Source organism: Paraburkholderia sp. SOS3 (assembly GCF_001922345.1).
Classification (GTDB): domain Bacteria; phylum Pseudomonadota; class Gammaproteobacteria; order Burkholderiales; family Burkholderiaceae; genus Paraburkholderia.
Genome location: NZ_CP018812.1, coordinates 890,834 through 913,521, shown reverse-complemented (window position 1 = coordinate 913,521; position 22,688 = coordinate 890,834). Strand labels below are relative to the sequence as shown.

17 protein-coding genes are annotated in these 22,688 nt (G+C 60.3%); 15 read left to right on the top strand and 2 right to left on the bottom strand.

The window, feature by feature from the left end; all coding sequences use genetic code 11:
- Nucleotides 1-530 precede the first annotated feature (530 nt).
- The 9 genes from BTO02_RS24075 (at nt 531) to BTO02_RS24035 (ending at nt 13,394) form a co-directional block, all read left to right on the top strand.
- On the top strand, nt 531-3,032 hold the full coding sequence (locus tag BTO02_RS24075; protein ID WP_083615342.1) for a type VI secretion system Vgr family protein: 2,502 nt from the start codon (nt 531-533) through the stop codon (nt 3,030-3,032).
- Nucleotides 3,033-3,035: 3 nt separating this feature from the next.
- Complete coding sequence (locus BTO02_RS24070; RefSeq protein WP_075159716.1) at nt 3,036-3,947, top strand: hypothetical protein; 912 nt, start codon at nt 3,036-3,038, stop codon at nt 3,945-3,947.
- A 1-nt stretch (nt 3,948) separates the two neighbouring features.
- On the top strand, nt 3,949-5,193 hold the full coding sequence (locus tag BTO02_RS24065) for a WD40/YVTN/BNR-like repeat-containing protein (protein ID WP_232243654.1): 1,245 nt from the start codon (nt 3,949-3,951) through the stop codon (nt 5,191-5,193).
- A gap of 15 nt (nt 5,194-5,208) precedes the next feature.
- Complete coding sequence (locus BTO02_RS24060) at nt 5,209-6,042, top strand: hypothetical protein (protein ID WP_075159714.1); 834 nt, start codon at nt 5,209-5,211, stop codon at nt 6,040-6,042.
- Nucleotides 6,043-6,217: 175 nt separating this feature from the next.
- Entirely contained in the window at nt 6,218-7,288 is a 1,071-nt protein-coding gene (locus BTO02_RS24055; protein WP_232243653.1) for a WD40/YVTN/BNR-like repeat-containing protein, read from the top strand.
- 32 nt (nt 7,289-7,320) lie between these two features.
- Nucleotides 7,321-7,611, top strand: coding sequence for a PAAR domain-containing protein (locus tag BTO02_RS24050; protein WP_075159713.1), 291 nt, complete (start codon nt 7,321-7,323; stop codon nt 7,609-7,611).
- A gap of 9 nt (nt 7,612-7,620) precedes the next feature.
- Nucleotides 7,621-8,865 (top strand): hypothetical protein, encoded by a 1,245-nt coding sequence (locus BTO02_RS24045; RefSeq protein ID WP_075159712.1) that lies wholly within the window; start codon nt 7,621-7,623, stop codon nt 8,863-8,865.
- 146 nt (nt 8,866-9,011) lie between these two features.
- On the top strand, nt 9,012-12,410 hold the full coding sequence (locus BTO02_RS24040; protein ID WP_232243652.1) for an ImcF-related family protein: 3,399 nt from the start codon (nt 9,012-9,014) through the stop codon (nt 12,408-12,410).
- 60 nt (nt 12,411-12,470) lie between these two features.
- Nucleotides 12,471-13,394, top strand: coding sequence for a LysR family transcriptional regulator (locus tag BTO02_RS24035; RefSeq protein ID WP_075159711.1), 924 nt, complete (start codon nt 12,471-12,473; stop codon nt 13,392-13,394).
- Here BTO02_RS24035 and BTO02_RS24030 read toward each other — a convergent pair.
- Together BTO02_RS24030 and BTO02_RS24025 are read right to left on the bottom strand one after the other, a co-directional pair.
- Entirely contained in the window at nt 13,335-14,345 is a 1,011-nt protein-coding gene (locus tag BTO02_RS24030; protein ID WP_075159710.1) for a bile acid:sodium symporter family protein, read from the bottom strand. The genes BTO02_RS24035 and BTO02_RS24030 overlap by 60 nt on opposite strands.
- A gap of 257 nt (nt 14,346-14,602) precedes the next feature.
- Nucleotides 14,603-15,871: an MFS transporter gene (locus BTO02_RS24025; protein WP_075159709.1), complete on the bottom strand. Its 1,269-nt coding sequence runs from the start codon at nt 15,869-15,871 to the stop codon at nt 14,603-14,605.
- A 103-nt stretch (nt 15,872-15,974) separates the two neighbouring features.
- Here BTO02_RS24025 and BTO02_RS24020 point away from each other — a divergent pair, with 103 nt between their 5' ends.
- The 6 genes from BTO02_RS24020 (at nt 15,975) to BTO02_RS23995 (ending at nt 22,675) form a co-directional block, all read left to right on the top strand.
- Nucleotides 15,975-16,865, top strand: a complete 891-nt coding sequence (locus BTO02_RS24020) for a LysR substrate-binding domain-containing protein (protein ID WP_075159708.1) — start codon at nt 15,975-15,977, stop codon at nt 16,863-16,865.
- Between the two features lie 90 nt (nt 16,866-16,955).
- Nucleotides 16,956-17,564, top strand: coding sequence for a uracil-DNA glycosylase family protein (locus BTO02_RS24015; protein ID WP_075159707.1), 609 nt, complete (start codon nt 16,956-16,958; stop codon nt 17,562-17,564).
- Nucleotides 17,565-17,761: 197 nt separating this feature from the next.
- Nucleotides 17,762-19,033, top strand: a complete 1,272-nt coding sequence (gene cls / locus BTO02_RS24010) for a cardiolipin synthase (protein ID WP_075159706.1) — start codon at nt 17,762-17,764, stop codon at nt 19,031-19,033.
- 208 nt (nt 19,034-19,241) lie between these two features.
- Nucleotides 19,242-20,930: a sulfatase-like hydrolase/transferase gene (locus tag BTO02_RS24005; protein ID WP_198039313.1), complete on the top strand. Its 1,689-nt coding sequence runs from the start codon at nt 19,242-19,244 to the stop codon at nt 20,928-20,930.
- A 21-nt stretch (nt 20,931-20,951) separates the two neighbouring features.
- A complete protein-coding gene (locus BTO02_RS24000; RefSeq protein WP_075159704.1) occupies nt 20,952-21,431 on the top strand; it encodes a diacylglycerol kinase in 480 nt (159 codons plus the stop codon).
- 305 nt (nt 21,432-21,736) lie between these two features.
- Nucleotides 21,737-22,675, top strand: a complete 939-nt coding sequence (locus tag BTO02_RS23995; protein ID WP_075159703.1) for a dihydrodipicolinate synthase family protein — start codon at nt 21,737-21,739, stop codon at nt 22,673-22,675.
- Nucleotides 22,676-22,688 lie beyond the last annotated feature (13 nt).

The following is a 22,688-nucleotide window of genomic DNA, read 5'->3' as shown; positions in this document are numbered from 1 at the left end:
CGTTGCGTTCTGAATTAGCGCAATTGTGTAGTCATGTCATAAGCGCTATAGGCGTCGTCAGCCGGCCTCGATTACCGGCCGATGCGTGATCTCGCAACCCTTACTTGTGAACTCTTTTCTCGTTCCACTATGAATCGGTCATTGATGGAGGACCAAGCCTGAAGATTTCTCGACGAGCGGCATGGGCGCGCCCCGCAGTCTGGAAGAAGAGTCGATGAACTTTTACAGGGATAAGAGCAGATTAGCCTCTGTGCCTCACGCTTACTACTATTACAGATCGCGTAGCGTAACCAACTTCGTCTCCTTCCGCACTTCCACGCGAGTCTTTGGGAAAATTTGAGCTCGCGAGGAAATAGCCATCCGAAGTTTTCCTCAAGACTCGATTGAAAAGATTTGTCAAAGATCGACGAGGAGGATGGACACCGCGTAATTTGGACATTAGCTTTTCAGGGTTAATAACCGTGCACGGTCGCCTATATTTGCACGCCTCGTCAATTACCCTAAGAAGAGCATTCGCAATCTCGGCCTCTATGCGAAAGATCCAGGAAATTCTGCGGTATCCAAGCGCACGCTTAAGACAAAAGTTCGATTTATCGATTGTCACAGTCAAGCAATCTTTGTCTGTCGTCAGCTTCGAACTCGAGGAAGCGCTGAACACGACATACAAGCTCGATCTCGTCGTCACCTCGTCCGATCACGAAATGGACGGTGGTGCCTGCGTCGGGCGGCGTGCGACTTTCACGATTATCGAAGAGGGCTCTGTACCGTCGCTGGTCGATGTGATGGAGCCGGTGATCGAACCCGCGCGACTCGTACACGGGGTCGTGACACGCTGGGAGCGCCGATCGTCGAGCCGCGATGAAACGACCTACGCGCTGCGCATCGAACCGCGTTTCGCTTTGCTTGCACATGTGCACGATTCGGGCGTATTCCGCAACAAGACGATGAGTGATCTGATCAGGGAATGCATCGTCGATCGCAAGTTGTTCGATCCGCACGACATCGAGTTTCATCTTGAGGGCGTCGAAGAAAAATTCGAGCAGACGGTGATGTACGAGGAGACCGTCAAAGGCTTTATCGATCGCCATTGCCGACGCGCGGGCATCTACTACTACTTCAAGCAGGGTGATAAAGCGTGGCGCGACATCGTGGTGTTCGGCAATAACCCGCGCGGCTATGTCCGTGCACTCGAATTGCCGTTGATGCCCGACGCGGGACTCAATGCCAATTGGCACGAAGCCGTGCTGTCGATCGGCACGGTGCGCGAACTGGTGCCGGCCACGGTCGAGCTATGGGAGCGCAACTACCGCGAGCCTGCCGACTCGCTAAAGGCGAGCACCGTGGTAGCTCACGATGACGAATCGCTGTTCGGCCGCGTCAATCGCAGCGATGAGCACCATCGCACGGGCGATGTCGGCGAGATGCTGGCTCACGCACGACGCGAGGAACTGGTCTCGCGGCAACAGACGTTGTACGGCACGAGCAACGCGATCGGCATGATGCCGGGGCTCGTTGTGCGTTTGAGCAATCGCAAGCTGGCCGAGGCGCCTTACGGTTTTATGATCACGCGTCTCAAGACAAAGGGCAGCCGCAGCATGCCCGTGTTCAACGAGTTCGAGGCAACGCCCGCTCATCTGACATGGCGCCCGCCATACGATCCTGCAACGCATTGGCGCAAAGTGACGGGGGCGCTGACCGGCGTGATCAAGTCGGGTTCCAACGCACCGTATGCGTCCATCGATGAGCATGGCCGCTATGACGTCGAGCCGCTCTTTAGCAGACGGAGCGGCATGCGCGGCACGCATTTGATGTCGCTGCGGCTGTTGCGTCCGTCGGCGTCGTATCAAAGCGGATTTCATTCACCGCTGTTGTCGGAGACAGAGGTGCAGCTCGTTGCAACGGATGGCGATGTCGATAGTCTGTTTATCGCAGGTGCGCTGCACGACTATGCGCACCCGGACGTCGTGCACGGTTTGCGGAGTTGGTATACCCGCTCGATGTGGCGTAGCCCGTTGCGGGGCGCAAAGGTTCGTCTTGAGGATGAGAAGGGCCAGGAAGGGTTCAAGGCTTCGACGGTTTATATGCAGACGTCGGTCAGTCTTGGTTATCTGGTGGACAGCAATCGGCAACCGCGCGGCGAAGGGTTTGAGATCCATACCGAAGGGCGCGGTACGGTGCATGCGCCCAAGGGATTGTTTTTTTCGGCTGATGCGTTGTCGAGCAAGGATGCGCCGCAAACGGAGATGACGGCGGCACTCGCCCAACTTGAGGCTGCACTCGCAGAGGCACAGTCACTTCGTTCCCTCGCACAGCGCGCCACGGCCGAGCTCGCGCAGGTGCAGGAGCAGCAAGCCCAACTTGAAACCGCATTCAGGGATCTGAAACAAGCCGTCATCTTGTTGTCCGCGCCCGAAGGTATCGGTGCGGTGACGCCTAAAAGTATTCAGCTATCGGGAGGAGAAAACCTCGCCGTGACAGCGGGTGCGAGTGCCGATTTTAGTGTCGGCCGCAACTTCACGGTCGCATCCAACGGCGCAGTTTCGTTGTATGCCAATCAGAGCGGCATCAAGGCATTGGCAGCAAACGGGAAAATCGATCTTCAGGCCCAGCATGGCGAAATGAGCCTGGTTTCCCAGAATGAAATGAGTATTGCGAGCGCAAATGGTCACGTGACTATCACCGCCAAGAAAGAAATCCTGTTGGTATGCGGCGCGTCGTATCTGCGCATCACACCGGCTGGCATCGAGGACGGGACGCGCGGTGATCGGGTCATCCATAGTGCCTCGTACCAGAAGCTCGGTCCGCAATCCGTGTCGGCCGCCATTCCCGCACTGCCCGCGACGGCCGGCGCATTCGATCAGGCTTTCGTCGTGCGCTGGAGCGGTACGCAGATTCCGGCGCGCAACACGAAGTACACCCTTCTCTCCGAAGGAAAGGTGATCGCCGAAGGTACGACCAATGAGATGGGCGAGACGTCGTTGGTGCAAAGCCATGTGCCACAGGATGCGGTACTCAAACTCATGAACGACTGAAGAATGACTGATAACGACAATCCGAAGTTAAACGGGGTCTTCCACTCGTACATGACGCCATCGGGCTACACGCAACGCGCTGAAGCCACGAGGACGGTGTGCGATCTGAACGTGCCGCCCGCTGCCGGTTCGATCATCGGACAGTGCGAGTACTACTACAGGCCGTTGCACTGCGCGTATCTGGACACCGTCGAGAAGGTCAGTGTGTCGAGCGTATCGACAGCCGCGGCGTATACGGCCGTCAAAGTGTTTGCGCGGACCTTCAATCCCTGGACCGATATCGAAGCAACCGAACGCCTGTTAAATCGGCGCGAGCAGTTGATCCCGCCGCACTGCACCGACTCCGACTGGTCGCGACACAGCAACTTCATGATGAGACATATCGGATGCGGACATAAGCCGCCCTCGTACTACGTCGCGTACGGGTACTACTACTGCTCGAATTACGGAGCGAAGTTGAGGCCCAGGCTATCGCGGGCCGGGCAAGAGTGGCTCGATAACGCCAGGTGGTATCTGCAGAAGTATATGGAAGAAGGTCTGCAACAGAACGTGCGGAGAGACACCATCGAACTGAGCAGTGAGACCTCCGGTCACGGAGGCTGCAAGATGGACGTCCAACGCCTCCAGTTGGAACTGGATGAAGATACCTTCAAGCAATTTGCCCTTAAAACACACCCGCTCGCATACCTGGACGGCGGCCTGGCAAAGCTGCCGCTGGACGATCTATTCAGGATCATGGGCGGGCCGAATCTTCAGGAATGGGCAGACCCGGCTACCTATAAACAGGCGTGGGACAGTGGCAAGGTTGTGGGTCAGAGGTGGGCGGGGCAGGCGCGCGACGCGTGGAGCGCTACAAAAGATGACCTTGATGATCCCGTCAGCAGGGCAGTGAGTCGTCTGATGGAAAGCAAATAACATGATTCGACTCAAACGTTGGCAAATTGTTGTCGGCGGCCTCGCGCTGCTGGCTGTCGTAACGCATGGATATCGAGTAATGACACCACCGGGCTGGCAAACCATATCGACCACGTTCATGAAATCAGAAAAGCCCTACGGAGGCGGTGCTTTCCTGCTTCATGGAAATGAAGTGATGACGCTCAAGCTCGCTGGCCCGGTGATCACGTTCAAACCGATAAATGAACGCCAGAACCCCGATGTAGCTGAACCCACAGAGCCGTGGATGAACAACGCGAGCGAGACATTGAATCGCCGTACGGTGAGTTTTCTGCGAGGTATGTTCGACGGTGAGATGACACGCTTCTTCCAGCAGCCCGCGCAGGACGCCGCGTGGTGGTACTCGAAGGACTGGAACACCATCTATGTCGCCACTGGCTGGATGGATTACAGGATTCCCGTACCCGATAGCGGGCTATCGCCGCATGTCGCGAGGCTTTGGCGTTCCGTTGACGGCGGCAAGACGTGGGCGCAACTGGACTGGCCAGACGGCCACAACGTCAATCGCCTGCACTTTCTCGACTCGCAACGCGGCTATGCGATAGGCTGGGGCCCACGCGTCTGGCGCACGATGGACGGCGGTCGGTCTTGGCACGAGATTGCGCTTCCACCGATGGCGACCGATCCGCGCGAACCGCGCAGGGCCTTCAGCTCGAGCGACCTCGGTCCCGACGGCGTGCTGCGTGTCGCCTATTACGTGCCGATGCTCGGCAGGATCCGGCAATCCAGCGTGGTCTACCGGCTGCGCTGGGACGCAACCCGGTTCGAACAGGATGTCGTACTGCCCGACCAGGTCGTCGTTCAGCTTGCATCGTCCAATGAGCCACCCGGCTACACCTACTCGGTCCACGCGCTCTCGACGCTGGGACCGCCCCGGAACCGGGACGATCGCAACGATAACGCCCGCCGTACCGGCGCACTCTCGACATGGTCGAGCCATGCGCAATCGAAGGTCGAGCAGTTGCATACATTCGATCAGCGCTACTCGCTCGACGGAATGAGTGTCGGCAAGCACGGCGTGATGCTCGTCTACGCCACCGACGCAACGCGCGACGGCGCACCGCACGACCTCACCTTCTACAGCCGCGATCACGGGAAGTCCTGGGACGACATCGATGACGGCATCGTCCAGGGCAGTTCATTTGACCCGCAAACCAATACCCAATACGGGCTCTACGCCTACACGCTCAAGAAGCGCTCGTTCTGATTCTCAGGCAATAACATGACTGATAACGACAATCCGAAGTTAAACGGGGTCTTCCACTCGTACATGACGCCATCGGGCTACACGCAACGCGCTGAAGCCACGAGGACGGTGTGCGATCTGAACGTGCCGCCCGCTGCCGGTTCGATCATCGGACAGTGCGAGTACTACTACAGGCCGTTGCACTGCGCGTACAAGGAAACGGTAGAAAAGTTACCAAGTTTCAACGAGCTCGTCGACTGGGCTAGAAACTTCAATTCATGGTCCGAAGAGCCTGTTGTCGCGAAGCTACTGGGTAAGCGCGATCGACTTGTTTCACCTGAATGTACAGACTCCGACTGGTCACGTCATAGCAGTTTCATGCTGCGTCACATCGGTTGTGGACACAAGCCACCTTCGTACTACCTTAGCTATGGCTATTACTACTGCTCCAACTATGGCGAGAGACTCAAACCGATGTTAAGTGACCGTGGAAAGGCATGGCTTGCTATGGCACGAAAGAAACTGCAGGAAAACATGGAAGACGGGCTCAGCCAGAACATGCGCGGCGATGGAATTTCGATGGCCAGTCGGAAGCCCGGCAACGGCAGCTTCGCGTTCGCGAATGTTAAACAGCGCGAACTTGAACTGAATGACGACAACTTCAAAACTTTTGCCTTCGCGACACACCCGCTCGCATACCTGGATGCAGGGCTGTCAGATCTCCCGCTGTCGGATCTGATCAGAATTGCGGGACAGCCGAGTATCGAAGAGTGGCGCGATACACGCACCTGGGGACAAGCTGTCGAAAGCGGATATGTCGTCGCAAAGGACTGGGTAGTCGAGGCGCTTAGCCTGCTAGTGGAAAAGTAACATGCATATATCGCGACGAACAATGCTATTTGTTGGCGGCCTGGCTTTAGTGGCTGCCCTGACTTACGGATATCAAAGAATGACAGTACCGAGTTGGGAAACGATTTCTACAAATTTCTTGAAGGGTGACAAGCCATACGGCGGAGGAGCGTTCCAGCTGCGTAGCAGTGAAACAATGACTTTGAAGATCGTCGGTCCGGAAGCGCCATTTAAACCCGCATCCGAATGGAAGAATCCGGACGTTGCCGAGCACGCTGAGCCGTGGATGGACAATTCAGCCGAAAGACTGAACCGTTCGACGGTAAGTTTGCTTCGCGGGACCTTGGAGAGAGGGATGACACGTCACTTCCGGGAGCCTGCCCAAAACGCCGCGTGGTGGTATTCGAAGGACTGGAATACCATCTACATCGCCACCGACTGGATGGATTACAGGATTCCCGTACCCGATAGCGGGCTATCGCCGCATGTCGCGAGGCTTTGGCGTTCCGTTGACGGCGGCAAGACGTGGGCGCAACTGGACTGGCCAGACGACCACAACGTCAATCGCCTGCACTTTCTCGACTCGCAACGCGGCTATGCGATAGGCTGGGGCCCACGCGTCTGGCGCACGATGGACGGCGGTCGGTCTTGGCACGAGATTGCGCTTCCACCGATGGCGACCGATCCGCGCGAACCGCGCAGGGCCTTCAGCTCGAGCGACCTCGGTCCCGACGGCGTGCTGCGTGTCGCCTATTACGTGCCGATGCTCGGCAGGATCCGGCAATCCAGCGTGGTCTACCGGCTGCGCTGGGACGCAACCCGGTTCGAACAGGATGTCGTACTGCCCGACCAGGTCGTCGTTCAGCTTGCATCGTCCAATGAGCCACCCGGCTACACCTACTCGGTCCACGCGCTCTCGACGCTGGGACCGCCCCGGAACCGGGACGATCGCAACGATAACGCCCGCCGTACCGGCGCACTCTCGACATGGTCGAGCCATGCGCAATCGAAGGTCGAGCAGTTGCATACATTCGATCAGCGCTACTCGCTCGACGGAATGGGTGTCGGCAAGCACGGCGTGATGCTCGTCTACGCCACCGACGCAACGCGCGACGGCGCACCGCACGACCTCACCTTCTACAGCCGCGATCACGGGAAGTCCTGGGACGACATCGATGACGGCATCGTCCAGGGCAGTTCATTTGACCCGCAAACCAATACCCAATACGGGCTCTACGCCTACACGCTCAAGAAGCGCTCGTTCTAACAACGGCCCATTTTCTGTTTGATGAAAAATCGATGACTCGTCGCCCCTATATTCGCAACGAAGACCGAACCAGTGCAGGCGGCCAGGTCGCCACGCCCATTCGCAACGACATGCTCGACGGAAGAATCGCCGCTTATGAGGGCGACCCGGTCTGGTGTCCGCAGTGCGGTACATACGGCACGATCGGATGCGCTGGCTTACGCCACGTCGAGTTCGGTGATGGTGGAAAACGGCCCGCGCTCGCCGACGACCTCTGCCTATGCGAATGCCGGCCGCACCCGGTTTTAATCCCGTCGCAGACCTCCTCATTTTCCGGAACATAGGCGAACGCGGTGCCAGTTGATCTCAATCAGATTGGTCCGCCAAAGCAGTATCCGCGCGCGGGTCTGCAAATTCGCCTTTGGTCGATCGTATGGATCGCGTGCGCATTGCTGATCGGCGGCGCCGTCATTCTGTTTTGGCCTCGAAACGTACCAGCACAAGGACTATTGTTCTGGTCACTGTTGACCGGCCTCCCCAACGCCGCATATATCGCGCTAGTAGCGTGGAACCGGACATGCATTGAAAGCGCGCATCTGCACGTGTTGTTCTATAACGACCACCGCGAGCGCCACCGCGCGGAACTGATCGCGGAAGGCCAACGCGCGCTGCTCGTACTCGGCTACGCGTATAGCCTCCCTCTGAAAAATGGAACATTCGCTCAGTCCGTAATAGCCGGCCCGGCTCTGCTGGCTTCGCGACCAACGCGCGACGGTAGCGCAATCTTGCGGCATACGCGGTTACCCGAGAACGACGAGGCTATCGATACCCCAGAACCATCCGCAATCGACGTCCTGACGCAGCTTCCGCTCACGCGCGAGGGAAAGCTGATTGCGCATGTGCTGACGCCGCTTGTCGATACCATCACCAGCATGATCGCGAACGGAACTCCGCCGGCAATCCGGCTGATCACGCAGGACGACTCGTCGACCGGTCCGGCGCTGGCTCAGATCGACTTTGTCATGCGCGCGTTCGATTTGCCGACACTTGATTGCAAAGCCGTCGGTTCAAGCGCCGGTTTAATGCTTATCGACGCATGGCTCGACGCAAAAAGCCCCCGTCCTTTGCTCGTTATCGCCATCGAACTGCACGAAATAGCGCCGCCAGGCAGCGCGGAAGGTGGCGTGTCCCTGCTACTAGCAAGCCAAGGCACTTGTCTTCCGCAAAAGATTGCGCCGTGCGCGTCAATTCATCGACCCGTTGAGGTTCCAGACGATAACCTCGCTAAAGGCATAGCGCTTACCGCGCTATGGGGCAACGTCGATCCGCAGGCCATCGAGCATGCATGGATCACGGGCTTCGGCGAGCAGGAACACGTGCTGATCGCAGATGCATGCCGGCGCACCGGATTAACCACGCTGGTCAATCATTCGCGCAGGCACAACCCCGACAACGCTATCGGCTATACAGGTGCAGCGGCGGCGTGGCTCTCGATCGCCACCGCGATAGAACACGGCGTCCTCAATCCGCAAATCATTCTCAACCGAACGCAAGCGGTCGAGGCTGCCGTCGTGCGCGTTCATTCGTCTCCGCCATGAAAACTGAATCTCCGATTACTCAGGAAACCATCGCCAAAGCGTCTCCGGCGCCGCGCCCCCTGGCGACGTGGGGGCTGCCGGTATTCGCCTCGCTCCTCGGTGCGCTCGCGCTAGTCATCGTGTGGGTGGGCGGTTCTGATCTCAACTTGGAATCCGTTGATCTGAAGAAAACAGTCAGCGTGTGGATACTCGGCGTGCTGCTCTTTATCCTCCTGCTGCATGCGATCGTCTCCCGCGTAGGCGCGTACAAGCTTGCTGGCGCGGTCTATAGCGCCGAGCGCGAACGGGGTTCGCAGCAGGCGGCGGTGACAGCCGCGCAAAACCGCGACCCCCGCCTCCAGCACCTCCACGACGAACTGCGCCACACCCACGGCATACGCTGGCGCTACCGCCTCTCATGGCTCATGCTCACCGGCAGCGACAAACAGATCGACGAAGTCGCGCCCGGTCTCAAACAGTCAGGCGCCATGCTGATTGCCGGCACCGTGCTCCTTCACGCAGCGCCCGACGACATCGATTCGGCCCACTGGCGCCGCCAGATCAAACGGCTTCGTCGCCGCCGTCCCATCGACGTCCTCGTACACATCACGCGCCTCGGGAAAGACGAGCCGCGCGACGCCACAACGCCTCGCACGCTCGCAACGATCGCCGCCGATCTCGGCTGGGCCGCGCCGATCACGCTTTTGCATGCGGTCAAAGCCACAGGCACGCAGCCGACACAGTACGACCCGATCGGCACATTCGTGCACGCCCGCACACGTCAAGCGATGCAGCGCGCCGCAGATGCGCTTTCAAACGATCTCGCCAACCTCGAAATCGATACCGCCCTGTCCGGCGTCCCGCTATGTTGTTCGCCTCAGCACCTCTTCTATCTCGCTCAGGTGTCGCAATACATCACAGAACAACGCGAAAAGATCGTGGAAACCTGGCGCTCGCTCGTCTCGTCCGGATGGTTGCGTGCGCCGCTCGCGGGCGTGATATTCGCGCCCGTCTTCGATAGCGGCGTGCACTCGGTCCCAATACCAGTCGAAGTAGACCCTGGCACCGCAGTCGCGGCACGCACCCAACCGCTCGCGCTCGAATCCACATGGCAAGAAATTGGCCGCCGCTTGCGTCATCGCAGCGGCCGGCGCGTCGGACTTCACTGGCCAAACGCATTGGCGGCGAGCGTCATGCTCGCATCGATCGCCTCGTGTATCGCCATGACGGTTTCATTTATCGGCAATCGGCAATTGACGCGCGAAGCGCAAGCCGTAGCCAACGCCGCACTCGACGCATCGCCCGCCACACCTGCCGCGCTGCGCGCGCAACGGGCACTGCAACTGCAGATCGATACACTCGAACATCGACAGCAACATGGCGCGCCGTGGTATCTGCGCGCGGGCTTGAGCCGCAACGACGCATTGCTCGAAGCGCTGTGGCGCCCGTACGCGGCAGTCGCCGCACGCAACCTGCAGCAGCCTGTCGTCGCATCGCTCGAGGCCCGCCTCGACGACATGAACCGCACGCGTGCCGATGCACTGCAAACCGAGCGCGCGAGACAAAACGGCTACGACACGCTCAAGGCGTACCTGATGCTCTCGCATCCGCAGCGCACCGATGCGACTTTTCTCGCGAAGATGTTGGTGTCGTCGTGGCCCTTGCCGGCCGGCATGTCCGCCGGCGAACGCGACGACCTTGCACAGCAGCTTGCCCGGTTCTACGCCGCGCATTTGAACGATCACCCTGAATGGCGCATCCATGCGCGCGATTCGCTCATCGCCAGGTCGCGCAACACGCTCATCAACCAGATCGGCCTCGCAAACGACGACGACACCGTATATCGCGCGATTCTCGACGATGCAAACGGCAAGTATGCCGATGCCTCGCTTGCCACCCTGCTGAATGGCGCCGACGCACGCGGCCTTTTCTCGACCGCGCAAACGGTGTCCGGCATCTACACCCGCGCTGCGTGGGACGGCAAGATCGCCGAGGCGATCGAGCAAGCGGCCAATGAGCAACACACGATCGGCGACTGGGTGCTGAGCGGCGACAGACCGGCACCATCCACGCAAGCAGCCGCGCTGCCGCCTCCAGCAACTGCATCGGCAACCGATAAGAAACGCGCCAGCGAAGCGCTCAAACAGCGCCTCACCGCACGCTACTTCGCCGACTACACCATCGCATGGCAACGCATACTCAACAGCATCCAGTGGCAACCAGCCGCGAACCTCAATGCCGCGATCGACCAGCTCACGCGACTGGCCGACGCACAAACGTCGCCGCTTATCGCGTTGATGAAGTCTGTCCAATATCAGGCGCAAGCGGGCCGCCCTTCGCAGGCGCTTGGCGATACCCTCGTGCGCAAGGCGCAAAGTCTGATCGGCAACGGCATCAATCCGCAGACATCCGGCGCGAACCCGCTCGACCGACCATTCGGCGCGTTGCTCGCGTTGATGGGAGACAACGGTGCGAATACAGACGCGAACAACGGCGACCATCCGGGCGCCGCGCCCATCACAGCAGGCGGCGTGAGCCTCGCACACTACCTGACCGTCACCACGACCATGCGCCTGAAGCTCCAGCAGATTGCCGCGAGTCCCGATGCGCAGGCCATGGCCCGTTCGCTCGCGCAGGCGGTATTTCAAGGCAAATTTTCCGAACTCACCCAGGCGCGCGACGATGCAGCGCTGACCGCCGCGAGCCTCGGCACGCAGTGGTCCGGCTTCGGCGACGCACTCTTTGCCCGACCGCTCGACACCGCCTGGCAAACGATCCTGCAGCCGGCAGCAGCAAGTCTGAACGAGGCATGGCGCACAAGCATCGCCATGCCGTTCAAGACTTCATTCGACGGCCGCTATCCGTTCTTCGATACGAATGCCGATGCATCGTTTGCTGAACTGGGCCGCTATGTGCGCCCCGACACCGGACTGATCTCACGCTTTCTGACGACCGAACTGGCCGGCATGCTCAAACGTCAGGGCGACCAGTGGAGACCGGACGAACTCGCGCCACAGGCGCTGCGCTTCGATCCCGCGTTTCTTGCGGCGATCCGCCAGTTATCGGGTCTCGGCGCACTCGCCTATGCACAGGGGGACGCCGGCTACCACTTCGAGATCATGGCGCTGCCCACGGCTAGTGTGACGCGTACGGAATTGAGCGTCGACGGCAAGCCGATCGTCTACTTCAACCAGAAGGAATCGTGGACCGCTCTGACGTGGCCCGGCAACGGCCTGAATGGCCGCGCGGGTTTGATGTGGGAAATGGTCAACGCGGGATTGCGTCAGGCGTTCGACGCAACCGGAGACTGGGCTTTCCTGCGACTGCTCGCGCAGGCACAAATCAAACCGCTCGACAGCACGCGTTACGAACTGACGTGGAACGAGCCGAATGCGGCGCCGCTGCGCTACGTGATGCGCACGCAGGTCGGCGCGGGACCGCTCGCGCTGCTCAAGCTGCGCGGCTTTCGAATGCCGGAGCGCATCTTTAGCGTCGGCAAGGACGCAGGCGCCCTGGCCGCAGCGGCACTCCCGCCGTTGCCGCCAATCGATTCGCCTTTTCAGTGATTAGATTCCGGCAGCCGCGAAAAGGTATGATCGAATCGATACCCACACATCGCCGCCGCCATGGAAGAAAGAATCGACGAGCAAGTGACCTTCCGCCGGCTTGAGGTTCTGCTCGCCTTCATGGAAGGCGGCAGCCTCGGAAAAGCAGCGGAACGGCTCGATACCAGCACCGTCAGCGTTCACCGCGCGTTGCACGCGCTGGAAAAGGGCGTGCGCTGCAAACTGTTTCTGCATCAAGGCAGACAACTGATTCCGACCGAGGCTGCGAGAACTCTGGCCGCCACCGCGCGCGAGGTTCTGTCGACCATCTCCAGCGGAATTCGCACGACGCGCGAGGTGGCAGGCTATGCGTCGTCCGTGATCCGGTTGGGCTCCCTTTACTCGCTGACACTCGAGACCGTCCCGGCCATCATCGGCGAACTGAAAACACGCGAGATGGGCCTCGAGGTCGACCTCACGCTCGGCTCCAACACCGAACTGCTCGAGCGCTTGTCGAACGGCGCACTCGACGCCGCGCTGCTGGCCGTCTCCGACCTGGGTGCGCAGTTTCAGACCATTGAACTGTTCGAAGACGAGATATTCTTCGCTGCGCCTGCGGGATCGAAGTACGACAAGCACAAGACGATCGATTTGAAGGCCTGTTCGCACGAACCGTTCGTCTCGCTACACGAAGGGTTCGCTACGTATCATGGATTTCAACGCGCATTCCATCTGGCCGGAACGACGCCCACCATTGCCATGACCGTCGGAGACGTATTCTCATTGACGAGTCTGGTGAGCGGCGGCGTCGGATATACGCTTTTGCCCGGACGAATTCGCGGCTTTCTGAAAGACCGGGTCCGCTTCATTCCTCTGGATTCACGCTTCCAGATGAAACAGCAAATCGGATTGACCTATTTGAGCGTTCGCGAACGGGACCCCGCGCTATTGAAGCTTGGCGTGGTTTGCAGGGCCATGGCGAAGCGGTTCAGCCTTCGTACGTGAACCCCAGCGTTGCGCCAGCACGGAACACGCCATCAACTGGATCTGATGAAACAGCATAACGGGCAGCACGATCAGTCCCGCATGCGCGCCAAACAGGATTTTCGCCATCGCAATACCCGACGCCATGCTTTTCTTGGAGCCGCAGAAGATGATCGTCACCCGGTCTTCATCCGAAAATCCTAACCACTTGCTCCCATAGGTCGTCAGTAAAAGAATGCTGGCAAGCAGAATCATATTGACGATAACGATGCCGACAAGCGAGCTTGCGGAAAGCTGATGCCAGATGCCGCCATTCACCGCTTCGCTGAAAGCGACATATACGATAAGGACGATCGAGCCCTGGTCGGCGAAGCGAAGCAGTTCCTTGCGCGCGTCGACCCAGCGACCGATGACCGGGCGCAACAGCTGGCCGGCAATAAACGGGACGAAAAGCTGAAGCACGATGTCGCCCACCGAGCTGAATGCCGAACCGCCGCCGCTTGCGTGGTTGCTCACAATCAGGCTAACGAGAGCGGGCGTCAGGAAGATGCCGAGCAGGCTCGACGCGGAGGCACTGCAAACAGCCGCCGAAACGTTTCCGTTTGCCATCGACGTGAACGCAATCGAAGATTGCACGGTAGACGGCAGCGTGCACAGAAACAGCACGCCCAGATACAACCACGGCTTGACGAACACACCGAGCACCGGGTGCAACACGACGCCGAGCAGCGGAAAAAGCACAAAAGTGCTGCAAAACACCGCCGCATGAAGCTTCCAGTTCGACGCCCCGGCGACGATCGCCTCGCGGGAAAGCTTCGCCCCGTGAAGAAAGAACAGCAGGGCAATCGCGGCGTCGGTCAGCCAGTTGAAAGCCGTGGCCGCGGAGCCCCGACATGGAAGCAGCGTGGCGAAGACAACGGTACATACGAGCGCCAGCGTGAATTTGTCCGGTATCAGCTTATGCAGCGACATTTCCTTTCCTTTCAGAATTCAGAACCGTGGTTACCTGGCTCTGCATCCCGTTCTCTTTCGTAGGAAATCGACGTCGCTTACGAGCTCATGTATGACATGCACGATAAGTCGCCGTAAAAAAGCGATCAATCAACCGGATGGCGAATGTTTACGCCAGGCGTAACGATTCGGAGCGAAGCCCGGCTGGCCTCCGCGGGCCACAGACCAAGCAGAGCGGAACCCGACGGCTCGTAACGCGCCGGGAAGGACGCGTTGAATCACGCGCTCCTGCCAGTTGCGCGCAACCAGAGCGAGACAAGGATCGCAACGAGCAGGAGCGAGCCCGTCATCCACGTCATGCCGGACCATCCGCCCAGGCTCCAGAACACGCCGCCTAACGAACCCACGACGCATGACCCCGCGTAATACGCAAACAGGTACAGCGAAGAAGCCTGCGCCTTGCCGGTTCGCGCGCGAGCGCTGACCGAAGCGCTCGCAACCGAATGCGAGCCGAAAAAGCCAACGGTCAATATTGCAATGCCGATCACGATGACGGGCAATGAATCGGCACGCGTAAGCAACGTGCCAAGCAGCATGAGTCCGAGCGCGACCGGCAACAGCGTTCGACGCCCGAGCCATTCCGACAGGCTGCCGATCCACGCCGAGCTGACGATACCGCACAGATAGACCGCGAAAATCAGGCCGATTTTTGTCTGGCTCAGCGAGAACGGCGGCGCGACGAGCCGGTAGCCAATGTAGTTGTAGACGGCCACGAAGCCGCCCGCCAGCATGAATCCGCTTGCAAATAGCCATGGCAGCGTGCGGTCCCGCAACTGCAGCGCATACGTCTTCGCGAGCAAACCAAGATGCAACGGACGACGAACGAAGTGCCGCGACGCCGGCAGATAGCGCCACATTGCAAGCGCGCACAGCATCGCGAGAACTGACATCGTCATCACGGCCGCGCGCCAGCCCCACAGGTCCGTCACGACGCCCGTCAGCAGACGGCCCGACATTCCGCCCAAACCGGTGCCGCCGACATATAGCCCCATCGCGATACCGAGCGAACGCGGATGCATCTCTTCGCCGACATAGGCCATCGCAACAGCAGGCAAACCGCTCAGCGCCACCCCCATCAGCGCGCGCGTCGCGAGAAACGCCGGCCAGTGCGGCAAGACCGCACTGAGCATGCCCAGCACAGCGGACAACAGCAACGCGCCGACCATCATCGGTTTGCGGCCCCACGCTTCGGAGAGTCCGCCGGCTACAAGTAGCGAGACCGCAAGCAGGCCGGTCGTCAACGACAGCGCGAGACTGGCGCCTGCCGCATCCACATGAAAGCGCTCGGAAAAAAGCGGCATGAGCGGCTGCACGCAGTAAAGCAGCGCAAACGTCGCAAAGCCGGCCGCAAATAGCGCACAGTTCGTGCGCATGAAGGCGGGCGTCCCGAATTCGATCTTGCCGATCGCCGCATCGGGTGCCGGCGGCGCCGCCTTTGCCGCGGGCGCGACTTCCTGTTCCAACGTGTCGGCGTGCTGTCCTGCCATGATCCGTTCCCAGTCGAAAATCTTTCGTATGGTTCGAATGATCCAACTGCGAAGCATCGCCGTCCAATATCGTTTGCGCCGTAATTGATACATAATCCATATCATGGACCTGCGTCGCATTCGCTACTTTGTCGTGCTGGCCGAAACCCTGCATTTCGGCCGTGCCGCGTTGTCGCTGAACATTGCGCAGCCGCCGCTGAGCCAGCAGATCCGCGTACTCGAACAGGAACTGGGCGCGCGGCTGTTCGAGCGCAGCAACCGGCGCGTAGAGCTGACACCCGCTGGCAAAGCGCTACTGCCCGAGGCGCGCGCGTTACTCGCGCAAGCGGACCGCACGTCGACCGTGGCGGCGCGCGCGCAGCGCGGCGAAATTGGCGAGCTGCGGGTCGGATTGACCGGCTCGGCCATGTTCACCGTCGTGATTCCGCGATTGATCCTCACGTACCGCCAGCGTTTTCCCGGCGTGCGTCTGCGCATCGACGAACTGACAACCCAGGAGCAACTGGACGCGCTACTTCAACAGCAACTCGACGTAGCCATCGTGCGTAGCGTATCGCCCCCCGACCTCCCTCCTACGCTGCGCGCGACGCGTCTGCTCGAAGACTCGCTAGTCGTGGCACTGCCCGCCCAGCATCGACTTGCCGGCGCCTCCAGACCACTGCCGATCGGAGCGCTGGCAGACGAGGCGTTCGTCATGTACCCGCGCGATAGCGGGACCGGCGTGTATGACCAGATCATCATGCTGTGCCGGCAGGCGGGCTTTGCCCCGACCATCGCACAAGAAGCACATGCAATGGCGACGATAGTCGGACTCGTGGCGGCGGGGCTCGGTGTGGCGGTCGTGCCTGACTCGCTGCGCAGCATCGGCCCGAACGGCGTGGTCTACAGGCCGCTTAAGGAGAAAGGTGCGCGATCGGCCATGTGGCTGGTATTGCAGACCCGTCAGCCTTCGCCGCAGGCGGCTTCATTTGCAGCGGTGTCAAAAATGGCATGAGCGAGCGCCATGCATCAGCCGCAGCGACGAGATGAAGCTTTTGCGAGGTGATCGCCGGGCTCTGCATGATGTCGGCACACTTCGTCGATAATGCCGGTTATGAAGCAATCTCCACTGAATGTCCTGTTACGCGACATCCGCGCCTGCACGATTTGCGCGCCTGTGCTGCCGCACGCTCCCCGCCCGGTACTCGCCGCATCCGAACATTCCCGAATTCTGATCATCGGCCAGGCGCCCGGCGCGCGCGTGCACGCATCGGGCGTTCCCTGGAGCGATGCAAGCGGCGCTCGCCTGCGCACCTGGCTCGCCGTCGACGACGCGACGTTCTACGACGATACGAAATTCGCACTCGTGCCGATGGGTTTCTGTTTTCCGGGCCGCGGCGCAAGCGGCGACCTTCCGCCACGGCCCGAGTGCGCCGCACGCTGGCACGGCGATCTGCTGGCGCAGATGCGCTCCGTTCGGTTCACGGTACTGATCGGCCAATACGCGCTGCGCTTTGGACTCGGCAATGCGCCCGGTACGACATTGACCGAAACACTGCTGCGGTGGCGCAATTTCAGCCCCAAGGTGATTCCCTTGCCGCATCCGTCTCCTCGCAATATCGCGTGGTTCAAGCGCAACCCGTGGTTTGAGGCAGAAGTGTTGCCGACGCTTCGGGAGCGGGTCGCACTCGCGTTGTCCGGTTCTGCCTCGTGACGCGCTGCGCCGCGCGAGAAGCGCAATCGCGGTAAGGTGTCGTCAGCCGACGAGGCAAATCGCGCGCTTTCCGGGAGATCGATCATGTGCCGCTGGCTCGCCTATACGGGAAATCCGATTCAGCTTGAATCGAGGGGACAGGACGGCCGTCGTACACTAGCGGCTCCGGACGAATGTTCGCTACGCGAGGCACGCGCATGCCGACGATTGCCCTGATTGTCCTGACTGTAGTAGTAACGCTCGTCGTCGTACTGATCATCGCGAACCTGTCGAGCGGCGAAAAGAAGATCGAGCACAAGATCGAACGGCTGTACCCCAGCGAAGACCCGCAGTTCATGCGCTCGATGGGCCTGCTACTCGGGCCTCCTGTTGTCGGGGGCAATCGCTTCGAGGTACTCGTGAACGGCGACGAGATCTTTCCGTCGATGCTGGAAGGCATTCGTTCCGCACGGCACACGATCACCTTCGAAACCTTCATTTACTGGTCCGGCGCGGTCGGCGAGGAAGTCGCGCGGGCGCTGTCCGACAAGGCGCGCGCGGGTATCGCGGTGCATGTGCTGCTCGACTGGGTCGGCTCGTCGAAGATGGACCGGCGCTATCTGCGGATGCTGCGTGAAGCGGGCGCGGAAGTCATCCAGTATCACAAGCCGCATTGGACGGGCCTCGGCCGCATGAACGACCGCACGCACCGCAAGCTGCTCGTGATCGACGGGCGCATCGGCTTCACGGGCGGCGTCGGTATCGCCGACGAATGGACCGGGCACGCACAGGACGAGAAGCACTGGCGCGATACGCACTTCCGCGTCGAAGGCCCAGCCGTCGGCCAGATGCAGGCAGTCTTCATGGACAACTGGGTCAAGGCAACCGGGAACGTGCTGCATGGCCCGCACTACTTCCCGGAAATCGACGCGGCGGGCGATGGCCTGGCGCACATGTTCAGCAGCTCGCCGTCGGGCGGCAGCGACGACATGCAGCTCATGTACCTCATGGCCATCACCGCAGCGACGCATTCCATCCATTTGTCGAGCGCGTACTTCGTGCCGGACAAGCTGACCATCAACGCAATCGTCGAAGCGGCGAAGCGCGGCGTGAAGGTGCGCATCATCACGCCAGGCAAGCGCATCGACACCCATACGGTGCGCGAGGCGTCGCGCGCGTGCTGGGGCGATCTGCTCGCAGCGGGCGTGGAGATGCACGAGTATCAGCCGACGATGTTCCACTGCAAGCTGATCGTGGTCGACGAGTATCTGGTATCGGTTGGCTCGACTAACTTCGATAGCCGCTCGTTCAAGCTCAACGACGAGGCTAATCTCAACATCTACGACCGCGATTTCGCGCAGCAGCAAACCGCGATTTTCGACGAGGATGTCGCCCACGCAAAACGCATCACACTCGACGACTGGCGCCGCCGTCCGTTCATCGAAAAGCTGCTGGAGCGCGTTGTCGCGCTGCTCGATCCGCAACTCTAGCGAAGCCGTCACACGATTGACACACTTTTGTGCGCCATCGCGCAGAAGCAGGCGTTTTAAGATTTACATTATCCCCGCCGTCGCCTTTCATTCACCTCTGCGACCCGCACGTTCCGGTTCTCATGGTCGCGCTTCATCCGCTGCTTATAACGCGACCGGGAAGGCTATGCCTCCCCGGGGAAACTCGTCATCGAGAGCGAGAAGGTCCATGAGAATTAAACCTGCTTTCCTGGTAAAGACCGGGCTACTGCTCGTGGTAATCAATGCCACGAACCATGGCGCATTGAGTCGCGTGCATTTTCTGCTCGTCGATAAACGCCTGATGACGCTTGTGATATTCGGCGCGATCTGGATTCTTTCTCTGGCCGCTATTCTGGCAGCCGCTTTTCATCCCTCTCCTGTCGTGCGCCTGTTCTGGGCAGTTCCGCTCAGCGTCGCCGGGACGGCAGCATTTGCCTACTATGCGGTTCAGCAGTCGGAATTCTTCATATTCGACGTGCTGAATTTCTGGTCCGCTCGCCATGACGTGAATCGGGCGCTGGATTTCTATTCCGGCGCAATCGCGCCGTCGCTAACCGTCTTATGCGCAAGCTTCGTCGCGTTCGCCATGCCAACAGGCTTGTCTACCGAAGTTCGTCGCCCGATGCGATTTGCGCTTTCCATGGCCCCGTTTCTGCCGATCGGGATCGTGATCCTCGTCGTGCTCTATCGGGACGGTAAAGGATCGGATGCCATGCCCAAGCAGTTTGCGCCGCTCTCGCTGTCGGCCCTGGCCGCCTACAAGATCGATACCGGCAGATTCCCCGATCGCCATCAGGTGCAATTCGAGCCTGGTGCCCCACTGGTGCGCGCACTGGTTCTGATGGTCGATGAGAGCGTGCGTGCCGACCATGTGAGCCTCCAGCCGGGCAATCCGTACACGCCGGAATGGGCCTCGGCGAGCCGGCCCTGGATCGACTTCGGTCCTGCGGTGTCGGGAAGCAATTGTTCCAACAATTCGAACGCATTGCTGCGCTTTATGGCCAACCCGCGCAATCTCACGACCAGCATCACAACCAATCCGACGGTCTGGCAGTACGCGAAAGCGGCAGGATTCCGCACCGTCTATATCGATGCGCAGGCCGGCTTCATCAGCGCCTATGGCAAGCTGCAAAACTATATGACTCCCTCGGAGACGAACTCGATCGACCGTCTCTACAAACTGGATGCAAGCATCCCCACGTATCAGCTCGACGACGAACTGGTCCGTATTACCCTGTCCGAACTCGGCCGCGGCGATCGCGTGTTCATTTATGCGAACAAGAATGGCGCCCATTTCCCTTACGTGAACGACGCTCCCGGCAACCAGAAGCCGCCCGTGTCCATCGACGGCAACTACGTGGGCAACGATCCCGCAACGCTTGCAACGTATGCCAGGGCCGTCCGTTGGTCGACGGACAGGACAATGGCTCAACTGACACGCGAGGCGAACTGGGATGGCATGACGATGATCTACACGTCCGACCATGGTCAGAACTTTAGTCCGGGACACCTGACCCATTGCAGCTCCGCCAGCAATGTCGATGCTCAGGAAGGTATCGTGCCGCTGATGGTTGCCACCGGGGACCAGAGACTGAGGCAGCGCTTCACCGACGTGTCGCGGCGCTTTCCGGGCCGCGCATCTCATTTCGCCATTGCGCCGACGCTACTCGAACTGATGGGCTATACGCCATCCGATATCGCCGCAATTTACGACGAATCGCTTCTGCGCGACCTCGATACCAAACCACGCTTCGTCTCGGACGACCTGTTCGGCGTATTCAGCTCGCAAGCCAACTGGCACGACGTCGACCCCTTCGTGCAGCGGCCGCGAATGGAAACCGCCGGGCAACACTCCGTTCAGGCCCAGGTCAATTAATTCGCATCACTACGCTAGTTCATCATTCCCTCAATCCAACACGATATGCAGCCAGACGTCCCGCCCGAACCGCTTTCCCAAGACGATCCGCTCTCGCCGTTATCGTTCAATCCGTACAAAGGCAGCCGCGGGCTTATGCGCGGCTGGCGCGCGGCAAAGCACTCGGTAGCCGGCTTGTGCGTCGCGATCCGCGAAGAAAGCGCGTTTCGCCAGGAACTCCTGCTGGCCGCGATACTGATACCGTGCGCCCTCGCCGTGCCCGTCGATGCGGCCTCGCGCGTGCTGTTGCTCGCTTCCGTGCTGCTCGTGCTGATCGTCGAACTGCTCAATTCGAGCCTCGAAGCGGCGATCGACCGCATCTCGCTCGAACGTCATGAACTATCGCGCCGCGCGAAAGATCTGGGCAGCGCGGCTGTAATGGCGGCACTTGGCCTTTGCTTGATGACGTGGGGGATTATCGTGGGGCCATTCGTCGTGCGCTGGTTGCGTGCGCTGCTATAGCGCAAACCGGCAGCTTCAAGGAAGCTACATATGCATCGAATTTTTCGGTGCTCAGACAAGAAACTATCCGTTTTGTATCGGACTTGCCGTTGCCTATACTAATCGGCCAACGTCGCATTCCGATGCGGACATCTCCGGCCGCCCGAGCAGAAGTCCTGCGGCTCCAGCGGGATCTGTCGTCCTGGCATCGTTGAAAGGCGGATCGAGGCGATCCACCGCGATCTCGATCGCGAACACGCGAGCGTCTCGCGGCGTCGAAGTACTGCCATCATCGCCAGGCCGAACCCAACGAGGAGCACGACTTCATGAGCAATCTGTTGAATGCCACTGCCAAAGGCGTTTTCCTGATCGCAGTGACGCCGTTCACCGAAAGCGGCGAACTCGATCTCGAGAGTACCGACCGCATGGTGGATTTCTATCTGGAGCGCGGCGCGACCGGCCTGACGATTCTCGGCATCCTCGGTGAAGCGACCAAGCTGACGGCCGACGAGTCACGCACGTTCGTCAAGCGGGTACTCGCGCGCGTGGCCGATCGCGTGCCGGTGGTAGTCGGCGCATCGGCAGCGGGTTTCGCGCCCATGCGCGGACTGACGGTGAGCGTGATGGACATGGGCGCCTCCGGTGTCATGGTCGCACCATCTCCAACGCTGCGCACCGACGACCAGATCGTCGCCTATTTCGACATGGTCAACGAGACCCTGGGCGACGGCTGCCCGTGGGTTCTGCAAGACCACCCGGTTTCAACGGGCGTGCAGATGTCCACGCCGGTGGTCCTGCGAATCCTCAAGAACTCGCCGACCTGCGTGATGCTCAAGCATGAAGATTGTCCCGGCCTCGCGAAGCTGTCGGCGATCCGCGCCGCGAGCGACAAGGGCGAACTCGAGCGCGTTTCGATCCTGACCGGCAATGGCGGCGGTCTCTTTCTGCCGGAAGAGCTGACGCGCGGCGCGGACGGTGCGATGACAGGTTTTGCCTACCCCGAAATGATGGTAGACGTGTGCCGAGCCCATGCGAACGGCGACGTCGAACGCGCGCACGATCTGTTCGACGCATATCTGCCGCTCGCGCGCTACGAGCAACAGCCGGGCATTGGCCTCGCGGTGCGCAAGCACATCATGGCGCAACGCGGCGTGATTGCTTCGGCGGCGCTGCGCAAACCGGGCCCCCGGCTTTCGGCGGCCGATATCGGCGACATCGAGCGTCTTGTCAGGCGGCAGGCAAAACGGCTCAATGAGATTCGATAGGGCCTTACGGCCC